Origin of the sequence: Thioclava sp. F1Mire-8 (genome assembly GCF_002213165.1) — a bacterium.
Classification (GTDB): Bacteria; Pseudomonadota; Alphaproteobacteria; order Rhodobacterales; family Rhodobacteraceae; genus Thioclava; species Thioclava nitratireducens.
Genome location: NZ_NBNY01000004.1, coordinates 247,551 through 260,985 on the forward strand (window position 1 = coordinate 247,551; position 13,435 = coordinate 260,985).

Annotated in this window: 12 protein-coding genes; 8 read left to right on the forward strand and 4 right to left on the reverse strand. The window is 65.9% G+C overall.

The features are described from left to right. Nucleotides 1–125: 125 nt before the first annotated feature. Entirely contained in the window at nt 126–581 is a 456-nt protein-coding gene (locus B6V75_RS14825) for a DUF2852 domain-containing protein (protein WP_075775627.1), read from the reverse strand. 127 nt (nt 582–708) lie between these two features. Next, on the reverse strand, nt 709–1,176 hold the full coding sequence (locus tag B6V75_RS14830; RefSeq protein WP_075775626.1) for a YbaK/EbsC family protein: 468 nt from the start codon (nt 1,174–1,176) through the stop codon (nt 709–711). Nucleotides 1,177–1,302: 126 nt separating this feature from the next. Between B6V75_RS14830 and B6V75_RS14835 the strand changes: the two genes are divergently transcribed. Then, a complete protein-coding gene (locus B6V75_RS14835; protein ID WP_088720196.1) occupies nt 1,303–4,077 on the forward strand; it encodes a glutamine-synthetase adenylyltransferase in 2,775 nt (924 codons plus the stop codon). Nucleotides 4,078–4,092: 15 nt separating this feature from the next. After that, the gene (locus tag B6V75_RS14840; protein ID WP_075775741.1) at nt 4,093–4,359 is read left to right on the forward strand and encodes a hypothetical protein; all 267 of its coding nucleotides are present in this window, start codon (nt 4,093–4,095) and stop codon (nt 4,357–4,359) included. A gap of 8 nt (nt 4,360–4,367) precedes the next feature. Here B6V75_RS14840 and eda read toward each other — a convergent pair whose 3' ends face one another. Continuing rightward, nucleotides 4,368–5,009, reverse strand: a complete 642-nt coding sequence (gene eda, locus B6V75_RS14845; protein WP_088720197.1) for a bifunctional 4-hydroxy-2-oxoglutarate aldolase/2-dehydro-3-deoxy-phosphogluconate aldolase — start codon at nt 5,007–5,009, stop codon at nt 4,368–4,370. A 133-nt stretch (nt 5,010–5,142) separates the two neighbouring features. Then, the gene (gene edd, locus B6V75_RS14850) at nt 5,143–6,948 is read right to left on the reverse strand and encodes a phosphogluconate dehydratase (protein ID WP_075775623.1); all 1,806 of its coding nucleotides are present in this window, start codon (nt 6,946–6,948) and stop codon (nt 5,143–5,145) included. A gap of 240 nt (nt 6,949–7,188) precedes the next feature. Between edd and B6V75_RS14855 the strand changes: the two genes are divergently transcribed. The 6 genes from B6V75_RS14855 to pgi all read left to right on the forward strand — a co-directional run bounded on the left by B6V75_RS14855 (nt 7,189) and on the right by pgi (nt 13,357). Further along, a complete protein-coding gene (locus B6V75_RS14855) occupies nt 7,189–8,397 on the forward strand; it encodes a class I SAM-dependent rRNA methyltransferase (RefSeq protein WP_088720198.1) in 1,209 nt (402 codons plus the stop codon). After that, nucleotides 8,397–8,939, forward strand: coding sequence for a PIN domain-containing protein (locus B6V75_RS14860; protein WP_075775621.1), 543 nt, complete (start codon nt 8,397–8,399; stop codon nt 8,937–8,939). The genes B6V75_RS14855 and B6V75_RS14860 overlap by 1 nt, the downstream gene beginning before the upstream one ends. A gap of 64 nt (nt 8,940–9,003) precedes the next feature. Continuing rightward, nucleotides 9,004–9,504 carry a DUF2478 domain-containing protein gene (locus tag B6V75_RS14865; RefSeq protein WP_075775620.1) on the forward strand — a complete coding sequence of 167 codons (501 nt, stop codon included), beginning with the start codon at nt 9,004–9,006 and terminating at the stop codon, nt 9,502–9,504. Nucleotides 9,505–9,610: 106 nt separating this feature from the next. Next, on the forward strand, nt 9,611–11,065 hold the full coding sequence (zwf, locus tag B6V75_RS14870) for a glucose-6-phosphate dehydrogenase (RefSeq protein ID WP_088720199.1): 1,455 nt from the start codon (nt 9,611–9,613) through the stop codon (nt 11,063–11,065). After that, nucleotides 11,062–11,733 (forward strand): 6-phosphogluconolactonase, encoded by a 672-nt coding sequence (gene pgl / locus B6V75_RS14875; protein WP_088720200.1) that lies wholly within the window; start codon nt 11,062–11,064, stop codon nt 11,731–11,733. The genes zwf and pgl overlap by 4 nt, the downstream gene beginning before the upstream one ends. A gap of 16 nt (nt 11,734–11,749) precedes the next feature. Continuing rightward, entirely contained in the window at nt 11,750–13,357 is a 1,608-nt protein-coding gene (gene pgi / locus B6V75_RS14880) for a glucose-6-phosphate isomerase (RefSeq protein ID WP_088720201.1), read from the forward strand. Nucleotides 13,358–13,435: the final 78 nt, after the last annotated feature.

Consider the following 13,435-nt stretch of genomic DNA (forward strand, 5'->3'; position numbering starts at 1 on the left):
GGGAGGGGTGGCGGCAGGCTAGCAAAGGAGCGCTCACCCGCCAAGTGTTTCATGGTGACGACATAGAAAGCGCCCCGGTCAGGTCAACCGGGGCGCTGAATTCGCGTCGCGAACTGTCTATATGGTTAGGCTTTCGCCTCTTCGGAGGTGTTCTCCGACTGGGCCGCTTCCTTGGCGCGCTCTTCCATGTACTGGTCGAACTCTGCCTTGTCGCGGGCTTCGCGCAGACGGCCGAGGAACTCTTCGAATTCCTGCTGTTCGCGCTGCAGTCGCTCGAGCGTGTCGGCCTTGTAGGCGTCGAACGCGGCGTTGCCGGTCGAGCGCGAAACATGGACGCCACCGGCGCCGTAGCAGCCGAAGCCGCGTTTCTGCACCGCCTGACCCGTGCGCCAGCGACGCCCGAAGCGGCCGGTGAACAGGATGAAGGCGAGAATGACGAGGCCGAGGGGGCCTGCGAAGATGAAGCCGGCCACCATCAGCGCGATCCAGGCGCCGGGGCCGTTCCCATCCATCCAGTTAACGGCGCGGGTAAACCAGTTACCAACCGCGACGGGCATGGAGTTGGTGGAATAGGCGGACATTGGAACCTCCGGGTTGAGTATGTGAATTCCTTTCACATCTCCAAGATCGGAAGTCGGACCGTGTCTTGCAAGGGGGGATGTAAATGATTTTTACATTTTTGCCGCAAGGCACCGAAATTGCTTTGTTTTATTCGGTGAAATCGGCCCGTTTCGCGCCGCTGATCCGTTCCAGGTCGGCCGGGGCGATGGCAAAAACGTGCCGAGGCGTGCCCGCTGCGGCCCAGACGGTATCGAAATCGAACAGCCGGGGGTCGAGGAAAGCCGTTACCGGCCCGACATGACCCAGCGGCGCGACGCCGCCGATCGCGAAGCCGGTCTCCGCGCGGATCAGCCCCGCGTCTGCCTTGCCCAAGGGCTGGCCCGCGACAGCGCTCGCCTTCTCGGCGCTCACCCGGTTGCCGCCTGCGGTGATGAAGAGCACGACATGGCCGCTGTCTTCTCCGCGAAAGATGATGGATTTCGCGATCTGATCGACCTCGCAGCCCACCGCCTGCGCCGCCATCTCGGCAGTTCGGGCCTCGCCCGGTTCGGTGATCTCGAAAGGCGCGCCTGCGGCTTCGAGGGCGGCACGAACGCGTTTCAGGGATTTGCTCATGGCGAGGCTCCGGACGGTCTGCGGTCAGGGCGCGGATGCGCCCCGGGGCGGGGTGTAGTTATGGCCAGATGGCGCGTGACAGCAATCCCCATTGACCGGCTGGCCCCGCAGGGTAAGCATGGCGCCATGCCGTTTGCCTCGCGTCTCACCCGTTCGCCCCTGCCTTTCGAGCCCGACCGCGCCGCCGAGGCCGAAGAGCTGTTTTCCGATCTCGCGCCGGAGTTGCGCGAATTGTTAGGGGGCACGGCGGGTTGCAGCCCATATCTCAAAGGCCTGATGGAGAAAGAGGCCGAGTGGCTGCGGTCTGCGATTTCAGTCAATCCGGAAGCTGCGCTGGCCGATGAATTCGCGCGGATCACGCCCGTCAGCCTCGCCGATCTACCGAGCGAACTGCGCCGGGCGAAGCGGCGGGTCGCGCTGCTCGCGGGACTGGCCGATCTCGGTGGCGTTTGGTGTCTCGAGGAAGTGACCGGCGCCTTGACGCGGCTTGCCGATATCGCAGTCGATCTCGCGATGAAGCGGCTGGTGGCCGAGGAAATCCGCCGCGGCAAGATACCCGGTGCGAGCGACGATGATGTCGAGAGCGCCGCCGGGATGGTCGCGCTCGCCATGGGTAAGATGGGGGCAGGGGAGCTGAACTACTCCTCCGATATCGACCTGATCTGCCTTTTCGATGAAAGCCGGTACGACCCCGATGACGCAATGGAGGCGCGCAGCGCACTGATCCGGGCGACGCGCAAGATGGCGGCGATGCTAAACGATCGCACGTCCGAGGGTTACGTCTTTCGCACCGACCTGCGCCTGCGCCCCGATGCCGCCGTCACGCCGGTCTGCATCTCGATGGGATCGGCGGAGCTCTATTACGAGGCCGAAGGCCGAACATGGGAGCGCGCGGCCTATATCAAGGCACGTCCCTGCGCGGGGGATCTCGCGGCGGGGGAGCAGTTCCTTGAACGACTGCGGCCCTTCGTCTGGCGTAAGCATCTCGATTTCGCGGCGATTCAGGACGCCCACGACATGCGCCTGCGCATCCGCGAGCATAAGGGTCTGCACGGTCCGATCGAGGTGGCGGGCCACAATATCAAGCTCGGTCAGGGCGGCATCCGCGAGATCGAGTTCTTCACCCAGACCCGGCAACTGATCGCAGGCGGGCGCGACGAGACGCTGCGCGACCGGACCACGGTGGGCGGGCTGCGTGCGCTCGCCGCGAAGACTTGGGTGGCCGAGGATGTCGCGGAGGAACTGATCGGTCATTACCGCGAGCATCGCGAGATCGAGCACCGTCTGCAGATGGTGGGCGACGCCCAGACCCAGATTCTGCCCGGCAATGAAGAAGGGCTCGCCCGGATCGCCGCTATGATGGGCGAGGGCGATGTGGCTCGCTGGCGCGATCGGCTGCGCGACCGGCTGGAGCGGGTCGAAAGCCTGACGAATGATTTCTTCGCCCCCGATGCCGCCGCCGAGCGCCCCGAACTGAGCGACGCCGCGCGTGAGATCGTCGAGGGCTGGACGGGCTATCCGGCGCTGCGATCCGAGCGGGGGCGCGCGATCTTCAAGCGGCTGGAGCCGGAACTGCTCGACCGGATGCGGCGCGCAGCAAACATGGAGGAAGCACTCACCCAGTTCGACGGCTTCCTCAAGGGGCTGCCCGCGGGCGTGCAGCTGTTCTCTCTGTTCGAAGCCAATCCGCAACTGGTCGATCTCATCGTCGACATCTGCGCCACTGCGCCGGGGCTCGCGAGCTACCTGTCGCGCAATGCCGGGGTGCTGGACGCGGTTCTCGGCGGCTCGTTCTTCGCGCCCTGGCCGGGAAAATCTGCGCTGGAAGCCGATCTCGCCCGGCTGATGGAGCGCGCCGACGATTACGAGGCCGCGTTGATTGCGGCGCGGCGCTGGGCGAAGGAATGGAAATTCCGCGTGGGCGTGCATCATCTGCGCGGTCTCGTCGATGCGTCAGAAGCCGCGGGCCAATATGCCGATGTGGCCGGCGCGGTGCTGGGCGCGCTCTGGCCGGTCGTGCAGGGCGAATTCGCGCGCCGCTACGGGTCATGCCCGGGCAAGGGGGCGGTGGTTCTGGGCATGGGTAGCCTCGGGGCCGAGCGGCTGAATGCGCAATCCGATCTCGATCTGATTGTGATCTATGACGCCGATGGGGAGGAGTTCTCGGATGGCAAGAAGCCACTTGCCTCAAGGGCTTACTATGCGAAGCTCACGCAGGCGCTGATCACCGCGCTCAGCGCGCCGATGCCGGAAGGGACGCTCTATGAGGTGGATATGCGGCTGCGCCCCTCGGGCAAGCAGGGGCCTGTCGCGACCTCGGTACAAAGCTTCGAGAGCTACCAAATGGAGGAGGCCTGGACCTGGGAGCATCTGGCGCTCACCCGGGCGCGCCCGGTCGCCGGCAGCGCCGATCTGGCCGATCGGGTGGAGGCGATCCGGCTGAAGGTTCTACAGGCGAAAGGCGGCGGCGCCGAGGTGCTGCGCGATCTGGCGCAGATGCGGGCGCGGATCTTCGCGGCCAAAGCCTCCGATGGCGATTGGGAGGCGAAGGTCGGCCCCGGACGGCTGCAGGATATCGAACTGCTCGCCCAGAGTTTTGCGCTCCGCGCGGGCGTCCCGGCGCGCAAGGTCGAGGCGCAACTGCGCGCAGGCCCCCGCGGCGGGTTCGTGACCCGCGAAGAGGGTGAGGCGCTTGCCTCGGCCTATCGTCTGCTGTGGCGGTTGCAGGCAGGCGGGCGCTTGCTGAGCGAGAAGCCCTTGGATATGGCGGCGATCGGAGAAGGCGGCCGCGCTTTCCTGTTGCGCGAGACGGGGCTGGATGATCTCGATGCTCTGACGGCGCGTCTGAACGAGGTCACGACCGAGACAGCCGCCATCGTGGACAGGGCTCTGGAGGGCTGAATGGCGCGCAAACTTATGGAATTGAGCGAGGCGGACCCGAAAGGGCTGATCCGCGAGAGCTTCAAGATCGACGGGATCACTATGGAAGAGTGCCGCTCGATCTTCATGGACTGGGCGTTGAGCCTCGGGCCGGGGATGGATGCGAGCGAAGCGATGCGCACCGTGCTCGCGGCGTATCAGGCGCCGCCCGAGCACCCGATGACCCGGGTGCTCGAAGAAGGTCTGACCCGCGAAAGCGCCCCGCCGATGCGGCGCGGCGGCTGGCGGGCGCGTCGTCCCTAGCAGGGTGATTAGCGCGGCAGCGCCGCCGCCTCGCGCGCGAGTGCTTCGATCCCGGCCCAGTCGCCCGATTGCACCATCGCATCGGGCGCAACCCACGAGCCGCCCGCGCAAAGAACGTTGGGCAGGCTCAGGTAATCATTGGCGTTTTTCATGCTGACGCCGCCCGTCGGGCAGAAGCTGACCTGCGGGATCGGGGCCCCGATCGCCTTCAGCGCAGGCGCGCCGCCCGAAGCTTCCGCCGGGAAAAACTTCAGCACGTCGTAACCCATCTCGAGAAGCTTCATCACTTCGGATGCAGTGGCGGCACCGGGCAGAAGCGGCAGACCTTCGTCCTCGCAGGCCTTCACCAGCGTTTCGGTCGCGCCGGGCGACACGCCGAATTTCGCGCCCGCGGCTTTCGCGGCTTTCACATCGGCGGGGGTCAGGAGCGTCCCCGCGCCGACCACGCCGCCTTCGACATCGGCCATGGCGCGGATCGCGTCGAGCGCGCAGGGCGTGCGCAGCGTCACCTCCAGCGCGGGCAGGCCGCCCGCGACGAGCGCTTTGGCCAGCGGCGCGGCATGAGACACGTCCTTCACCACGATCACCGGCACGATCGGGGCCAGTTCGCAGATCTTGCGGGCGGATGCGGATTGTTCACTCGGGGTCATCGGATCACTCCAGTCTGGGTCGCCCATGCGGGCGGAGAGGGAAGGACGCTCCGCGGGGGATATTTCTTGCCAAGCCGAAAGCAGAACCCTGTTTTCGCCTTGGTGGAAATATCCCCGCCGGAGGCAAGAAAACTCACAGCACCACGGAGGCGCCTTTGGTGGACGGGCCGACATGGGTGCGGAAGGCGCCGAACAACTCGCGGCCGAGGCCGAACTGGTTGCCGCTGAGGTCGGGCTCGACCGGCGCGCGACTCTCGAAGCCTTCGCTCAGGCAGGTCAACTCGCCCGTCGTCGCGTCGAGCCGCACCATATCGCCGTCCTGCAGCTTCGCAAGCGGCCCGCCATCGGCGGCCTCGGGGGAGACATGGATTGCTGCGGGAACCTTGCCCGATGCGCCCGACATCCGGCCATCGGTGACCAGTGCCACTTTCAGCCCGCGATCCTGCAGCACTGCGAGGGTCGGGGTGAGAGAGTGCAACTCCGGCATCCCGTTCGCCTTAGGTCCCTGGAAGCGCACCACGACGATCGTGTCCGAGGTGAATTCGCCCGCCTTGAAGGCGTCCTTCACCTCGTGCTGTTCCTTGAACACGCGGACCGGCGCCTCGATCACATGGCGCTCCGGCGCGACGGCGGAAACCTTGATCACGCCGCGGCCGAGATTGCCTTCGAGCTGCTTCAGGCCACCGGTCTTCTGGAACGGATCGGCGGGTTTGCGCAGAATCTTTTCGTTCTGGCTCTCGGGATCGGCCTCTTCCCAGACCAGACCGTCCTCGGTGATCTTCGGCTCCTGCGTGTAGCGGGTCAGCCCGTCGCCCGCGACGGTCTTGGCGTCCTCGTGCAGCAGCCCCGCGTCGAGCAGATGACGGATCATGAATTGCAGACCGCCCGCGGCGTGGAAGTGGTTCACGTCGGCGAGGCCGTTGGGGTAGACTTTCGCCATCAGCGGCACGACCGAGGAAATCTCGTCGAAATCTTCCAGATCGAGCACGATCCCGGCGGCGCGCGCCATCGCCGGCAGGTGCAGCACATGGTTGGTCGAGCCACCGGTGGCCATCAGCCCCACCATGCCGTTCACGAAGGCCTTCTCGTCGAGCACTTCCGAGGCCGGGCGGTAGTCATTGCCGAGCGCGGTGATCTCGGCGGCGCGCTTCGCGCCTGCCACCGTCAGCGCCTCGCGCAGCGGTGTGTTCGGGTTCACGAATGAGGCGCCGGGCAGGTGAAGACCCATGAACTCCATCAGCATCTGGTTGGTATTCGCGGTGCCGTAGAAAGTGCAGGTGCCTGGACCATGATAGGAAGCCATCTCTGCGGCCATCAGCGCGTCGCGGCCGACTTCGCCGGCGGCGAATTGCTGGCGCACCTTGGCCTTCTCGTCATTGGGCAGGCCGGTCGTCATCGGCCCCGCGGGGATGAAGATCGCCGGGATATGCCCGAAGGTCGCGGCGGCCATGATGAGCCCGGGCACGATCTTGTCGCAGACGCCGAGGTAGAGCGCCGCGTCGAAGGTGTTGTGGCTGAGCGCCACTGCCGCGGCCATCGCGATCACGTCGCGCGAGAAGAGCGACAGGTCCATCCCCGGCTGGCCCTGTGTGACGCCGTCGCACATCGCGGGCACCCCGCCCGCGACCTGTGCCGTCGCCCCCACCTCGCGCAGCGCAGCCTTGATCGTCTGCGGGAAGGTTTCGAAGGGCTGGTGGGCCGAGAGCATGTCGTTATAGGCGGTCACGATGCCCACGTTGGGGGCGCGTTCGCCGGCGAGCTTGTCCTTGTCCTCTCCCATCGCGGCATAGGCATGGGCCTGGTTGCCGCAGCTGAGATGCGCCCGGGCGGGCCCTGCATCGGCGGCGGCCTGCATCCGGGCGAGATAGTCGCCGCGCGGGCCTTCGGAGCGGGCGCGGATTCGGTCGGTCACACGGGCGATTGTGGCATCGAGGGTCATCGGCGGGGCCTTTCCTTGCTATGCATCTGATGCGGAACATGCAGCCCGTAAGGGCCGCTCGCGCAGCGGGCGCGGATCGCGGTTGCGTCCTCGCTACCATGTTAGCGCTAACGCCGCAACCCGTTCCCTTTGTCGATTATCTGGGGCAGAGCGGGGATGCGGCAAGCGCGAGGGCTTTCGCGCCGGGTCGCTTGGCGCTAGGAAGGCCGCGCCTGAGACAGCGCGCGCAAGGAGCCCCCGATGAGCCAGTCCGAAGACCCCGCCACCCGTCCGACCGTCCGGCTGCGCCCGAAAGCCGAGGCCCGCGCGATCCGCCACGGCTTTCCCTGGGTTTATGCGGACGAGCTGGTGACCGACCGCCGCACCAAGGCGATCGCGCCCGGCACGATCGCGACGCTGGAGGATGGCGAGCGCCGTCCGCTCGCGACGGTTACGGTCAATCCGAACTCCAAAATCATCGCGCGGGTGATGAGCCGCGACGCCGAGGCGGTGATCGATCGCAACTGGCTCACTGTGAAGCTGGCCCGGGCGCTCGAGATGCGCGTGCGCCTGTTCGATGCGCCTTTCTATCGCTTGGTCCATGCCGAGGCGGACGGGCTGCCCGGTGTCATCATCGACCGGTTCGGTGACGCGGCGGTGATCCAGCCGAACGCGGCATGGTCGGAGGTGATGATCGCCGATCTCGAGGCCGCGCTGGCCGAGGTCACGGGCGTCACCACGATCATCAAGAACGGCGCGGGCCGGGCCCGCAATCTCGAAGGTCTCGACGAGGAGACGGTCACGCTCCGTGGCGGGATCGACGCCCCGGTCGAGGTGCCGATGAATGGTGCAATTTACCTCGCCGATCTGATGGGCGGGCAGAAGACTGGGCTTTTCTACGACCAGCGCCCGAACCACGCATTTGCGTCGCGGCTGGCCGAGGGCGCGCGGGTGCTGGATGTCTTCTCTCACGTGGGCGGCTTCGCTTTGGCCGCGCTGGCCGGTGGCGCGCAATCCGCTTTGTCGGTCGATGCGTCTGCGTCGGCGCTCGAGCTGGCAAGCAAGAGCGCCGAGACGATGGGCGCCAGCGCCCGGTTCGCGACGCGTCAGGGGGACGCCTTCGATACGCTCGACGCTTTGGGTCAAGAAGATGAGCGGTTCGATCTGGTGATCTGCGATCCGCCCGCCTTCGCCCCCGCCAAGCCCGCGCTGCAAGCGGGGCTGCGTGCCTATGAGCGGATCGCCCGGATGGCCGCGCCGCTGGTCGAACCGGGCGGCTATCTGGTGCTGTGCTCCTGCTCGCATGCCGCCGATCTGTCGCAATTCCGCGCAGCTTGCACGCGTGGCATCGGCAAGGCGGGGCGGTCCGCGCAGCTGATCCACACCGGTTATGCCGGGCCGGACCACCCGATGCTGCCGCAACTGGCGGAATCAGGTTACCTGAAATCACTGTTCTTCCGGCTCGACTGATGCGGGTCGTGCTCGATGCCTGCGTGCTCTACCCGACGGTGCTGCGCGAGATATTGATCGGGGCGGCGAAGGCGGGGCTCTATCGTCCGCTCTGGTCGGCGCGGATTCTCGAGGAATGGGCGCGGGCCGCCGCGCGCCGCGCGCCCGCCGACGAAGCGATCGCGCGGGGCGAGATCGCGCTGTTGCGCGCCACCTTCCCGAAGGCCGAGGTGGCGGCGCAGCCGGGGATCGAGGACCGGCTGGTCCTGCCCGACGAAAACGATCTGCACGTTCTGGCCGTGGCGATCGCGGGCAGCGCCGATGCGATCCTGACCTTCAACGCGCAGGACTTCCCGCGCGGGACACTGGCGGGCGAGGGGCTGGAGCGGCGCGATCCGGACGGGTTCCTCTGGCAGCTTCTGTCCGAGCACCCCGAGCAGATGCGCGCCATCACCGAATCCGTACGCGCCGAGGCAGAGCGTTTGTCGGGCGAGCCGCAGCCGATCCGGGCGCTGATGAAACGGGCGCGTCTGCCGCGCTTCGGCAAGGCGTTGGCGGCGTGATCTTGCGCTCCGTCTCAGGGCGTGGCCCCTTGACCGCCCGCGAAAGCCTCGCCAAACAGGCGCAATGATCGGGTTCATCACATGCCAAGAGCGCGGCGCGGCCGACAAGCTCCTTGCCCAGCTCGCCGACAGGCTGCTGTCGCAGGGGCGCGACGTGATTGGCATGGTGCGCGCCGAGGTGCCGCAGCGGTTCGAGTGCGAGATGCATCTGCGCATCCTCCCCGAGGGCGAAACCCGCACGATTTCGCAGGATCTGGGGCAGGGCGCGGGGGCGTGTTCGCTCGACGCGGGTGCGCTCGAAGAGGTCGTCGCACAGGTCGGCCATGCGCTCGAGATGGCGCAACCGGGCACCATCGTGATCCTCAACAAGTTCGGCAAACAGGAAGCCGCGGGGCGCGGCTGTCGCGACCTGATAGCGCAGGCGATGGCCTCCGATTTTCCGGTGCTTCTGTCCGTTCCGCCAGAAACGCGCGCGGATTTCGCGGCGTTCACGGATGGTTTGGCCGAAGAAATCCTGCCGGATATTCAGGCGCTTGAGGCATTTCTCTCGCGTGAGAGCGCTTAATCCGCGCCCTTACGTTGTCTCGCGCCGCTGCCATGCTAGACTTGTTCCGCTAAGGTGAGTACAAGGGGGTCGTTAGCGCTAACGGACCCCAAACACGGAGCAGCCCATGGTTTCGCGCGTCATTCCCGTCGAACGTTTCGACCTGGTGATTTTCGGCGCCACTGGCGACCTCGCCAATCGCAAAATTCTCCCCGGCCTGTTTCGGCGCTATTGCGCGGGACAGATTCCCGAAGGCTCCACCATCATCGGTGCCGCGCGCTCGGAGATGACCCCTGATGAATTCCGCGATCAGGTCCGCGCGGCGATCGCCGAATTCGGGGGCAGCAAATGCGACGACGAAGGCGCGCTGGACGGGTTCCTGCCGATGCTCGACTATGTCGCGATCGACGCGAAAGGCGATGGCGGCTGGGATGATCTGAAATCGAAAGTCCGCGGCGACACGGTCAACGCGTTCTACTTCTCGGTGGCGCCCTCGCTGTTCGGCGACCTCGCGGAGCGGCTGCACAAGCGCGGGATCGCTGGGCCGGATGCCCGGATCGTCGTGGAAAAGCCCTTCGGGCGCGACCTCGCCTCTGCCAAGGCGCTCAACGCGGTGCTCGCGGAGTATTTCGACGAGACACAGATCTACCGGATCGACCATTATCTCGGCAAAGAAACCGTGCAAAACCTGATGGCGGTACGCTTCGCCAACATCCTGTTCGAGCCGCTCTGGAACAGTCAGTTTGTCGATCATGTGCAGATAACGGTCGCCGAAACGGTCGGCGTAGGCGGTCGCGGATCGTATTATGACAAGTCGGGCGCGATGCGCGACATGGTGCAGAACCACCTGATGCAGCTTCTGTGCCTGATCGCGATGGAGCCGCCTTACCACTTCGACCCCGATGCGGTGCGCGACGAAAAACTCAAGGTGATCCGGGCTCTGCAGCCTGTCGCACCTGCCGATATCGTGCGCGGCCAATACGTGGCGAGCAAGGACGCGCCCGGCTATCTGGAAGATGCCGAGGACCCGGAGTCGACGACCGAGAGCTATATCGCGATGAAATGCCATGTCGCGAACTGGCGCTGGGTCAACACGCCCTTCTACCTGCGCACCGGTAAGCGGCTGCGGGCCCGCACGTCCGAGATCGCGATCACCTTCAAGCAGCCGCCGCACCAGATCTTCGACGAGGCCGAGGGCGAGTGGCGCGAGAACGTGCTCGTGATCCGGCTCCAGCCCAACGAGGGTATGAACCTGAAGATGATGATCAAAGAGCCGGGGCCGGGCGGCATGCGCCTCGTGCAGGTGCCGCTCGATATGTCCTTCGCGGAAGCTCTGGGCGAAGAGGCCGACATCACCGACGCCTACGAGCGGCTGATCATGGACGTCATCCGCGGCAACCAGACGCTGTTCATGCGCGGCGACGAGGTTGAAGCGGCTTGGGCTTGGACCGATCCGATCATCGAAGGCTGGGAGTCGCGCGGCGACAAACCTCAAGGCTATGACAGCGGTTCGTCGGGCCCCGATGACGCGTTGATGCTGATGCATCGGGACGGCCGCCGCTGGCGGGAGATTCGCGAATGAATTTCGAAAGTTACCCCGATCGCGAGATGCTTATGATGGGGCTTGCGGACCGCATCGCGAGCCAGCTTCGCGCGGCAATCAACAACGAGGGCCGCGCGACCTTGTCGGTGCCGGGCGGCTCCACGCCCGGACCGATATTCGACATTCTCTCGGATATCGATCTGGACTGGTCCAAGGTCGCGGTGCTGCTCAATGACGAGCGTTGGGTGCCCGAAACCTCGGAGCGGTCGAATACGCGCCTGATCCGCGCGCGGCTCCTGACGGGCCGGGCGGCGGCGGCGACGCTGGTGCCACTCTATGCGGAAGCGGAGCGGCCCGAGGACAAAATGACGGAACTGGCCGCCGGGATCGAACCGCATCTGCCGATCTCCGTCCTGCTTCTGGGTATGGGCGCGGATATGCATACGGCGAGCCTGTTCCCCGGTGCCGACCGCCTGAAAGAGGCGTTGTCGAACGAGGCGCCGATCCTGTTGCCGATGCGCGCCGAAGCTGCGGGCGAGCCGCGTATCACGCTCTCGGCCCCGGTGCTGCGCGATGCGATGCACACGCATATCCTGATCACCGGGCCGGAGAAGCGCGCGGCGATCGAAGCGGCGGAAAAGCTCCCCGTGGAACAGGCGCCGGTGCGCGCCGTTCTCAAGGACGCGACCGTGCACTGGGCTGAATAAGGGAGCACTTTCACCGATGACCATCTGGCAAGACCTCCTCGACAAGGCGCAATCCGTGCAGTCCCGCGAAATCGCGGAATTGTTCGAAAAGGACAATCGCGCGTCCGGTTTCAGCCGCGAAACCGGGCCATTCCTGTTCGATTTCTCCAAGACCAACATCGACTCGGAAACGCTCGACCTGCTGGTGAAGCTGGCCGAGGAGAAGGGCGTCGCGGCCCGCGCGGAAGCGATGTTCACCGGTGAGAAAATCAACGACACGGAAGGCCGCGCGGTGCTGCATACCGCGCTGCGCAACCTCGACACGGACGTGTTCGTCGATGGCGAGAACGTCATGCCCGAGGTCCGCGCAACCTATGCCCGTATGGAAGCGTTCGCCCGCGACGTTCGCGAGGGCAAGTTCAAGGGGGAGGGCGGCAAGATCACCGATGTGGTCAATATCGGCATCGGCGGCTCGGACCTTGGCCCGGCGATGGCGACGCTGGCGCTTGCGCCTTATCACGACGGTCCCCGCTGCCATTTCGTGTCCAATGTGGACGGGGCGCATATCCATGACACGCTGGCCGGCCTGAGCCCGGAAACGACGCTGGTGATCGTCGCCTCCAAGACCTTCACCACGATCGAGACGATGACCAACGCCGAGACGGCGAAGCGCTGGATGGCCGAGAAGGTCGCGGACCCGGCGCAGCAATTCGCAGCGCTCTCGACCGCTGCCGACAAGACCGCCGCCTTCGGCATCGACGAGGCACGCGTCTTCGGGTTCGCCGATTGGGTTGGCGGGCGCTATTCGATGTGGGGGCCGATCGGGCTGTCGCTGATGATTGCGATCGGGCCGGAGGATTTCGCAGATTTCCTCAAAGGTGCGGCTAAGATGGATGCCCATTTCCGCGCCGCCGATTACAAGGACAACCTGCCGGTTCTGCTGGCGCTGGTGGGTATCTGGCACAATCAGTTCTGCGACTACGCTACCCGTGCGGTTCTGCCTTATGATCAAAGGCTTGCGCGGCTGCCAGCCTATCTTCAGCAACTGGAGATGGAGAGCAACGGCAAGCGCGTGAGCATGGATGGCAAGGACCTGCCTTACAATTCGGGCCCCGTCGTCTGGGGCGAGCCGGGCACCAACGGCCAGCACGCATTCTACCAGCTGATCCACCAGGGTACGCGGGTCATTCCCTGCGAATTCATGGTCGCGGCCGAGGGGCATGAGCCCGATCTGGCGCATCAGCACATGTTGCTCGTGGCCAACTGCCTTGCCCAATCCGAGGCGCTGATGCGGGGCCGCTCGCTGGCCGAGGCGACCGAGATCATGCGCAAGAAAGGCTTCGAGGGCGATGAGCTGGACCGTCAGGCGCGGCACCGCGTCTTCCCGGGCTCGCGGCCATCGACGACGCTGCTCTATCCGAAACTGACCCCCGAGGTCTTCGGCGGGATCGTCGCGCTTTACGAGCATCGCGTCTTCGTCGAGGGCGTGATCCTCGGCATCAACAGCTTCGACCAATGGGGCGTGGAGTTGGGCAAGGAACTGGCGCTTGCGCTTGCGCCGGTGCTCAAAGGCGAGGATGCGGGAGAGGGCAAGGACGGCTCGACCCGGCAGCTTGTCGCCCGGGTCCAGTCGCTGCGCGGCTGATCCAAACGTGTTCGGCGGTCCCGCCTGCGGGCGGAACCGCGTCGGTTATCCTTCCGTTCATCTTGCAGGCCGGGACGC

Excerpts from the sequence above, each read along its gene's own strand:
- B6V75_RS14825 (WP_075775627.1), bottom strand. The coding sequence starts at position 581 with ATGTCCGCCTATTCCACCAACTCCATGCCCGTCGCGGTTGGTAACTGG.
- B6V75_RS14830 (WP_075775626.1), bottom strand. The coding sequence starts at position 1,176 with ATGAGCAAATCCCTGAAACGCGTTCGTGCCGCCCTCGAAGCCGCAGGC.
- B6V75_RS14835 (WP_088720196.1), top strand. The coding sequence starts at position 1,303 with ATGCCGTTTGCCTCGCGTCTCACCCGTTCGCCCCTGCCTTTCGAGCCC.
- B6V75_RS14840 (WP_075775741.1), top strand. The coding sequence starts at position 4,093 with ATGGAATTGAGCGAGGCGGACCCGAAAGGGCTGATCCGCGAGAGCTTC.
- eda (WP_088720197.1), bottom strand. The coding sequence starts at position 5,009 with ATGACCCCGAGTGAACAATCCGCATCCGCCCGCAAGATCTGCGAACTG.
- edd (WP_075775623.1), bottom strand. The coding sequence starts at position 6,948 with ATGACCCTCGATGCCACAATCGCCCGTGTGACCGACCGAATCCGCGCC.
- B6V75_RS14855 (WP_088720198.1), top strand. The coding sequence starts at position 7,189 with ATGAGCCAGTCCGAAGACCCCGCCACCCGTCCGACCGTCCGGCTGCGC.
- B6V75_RS14860 (WP_075775621.1), top strand. The coding sequence starts at position 8,397 with ATGCGGGTCGTGCTCGATGCCTGCGTGCTCTACCCGACGGTGCTGCGC.
- B6V75_RS14865 (WP_075775620.1), top strand. The coding sequence starts at position 9,004 with ATGATCGGGTTCATCACATGCCAAGAGCGCGGCGCGGCCGACAAGCTC.
- zwf (WP_088720199.1), top strand. The coding sequence starts at position 9,611 with ATGGTTTCGCGCGTCATTCCCGTCGAACGTTTCGACCTGGTGATTTTC.
- pgl (WP_088720200.1), top strand. The coding sequence starts at position 11,062 with ATGAATTTCGAAAGTTACCCCGATCGCGAGATGCTTATGATGGGGCTT.
- pgi (WP_088720201.1), top strand. The coding sequence starts at position 11,750 with ATGACCATCTGGCAAGACCTCCTCGACAAGGCGCAATCCGTGCAGTCC.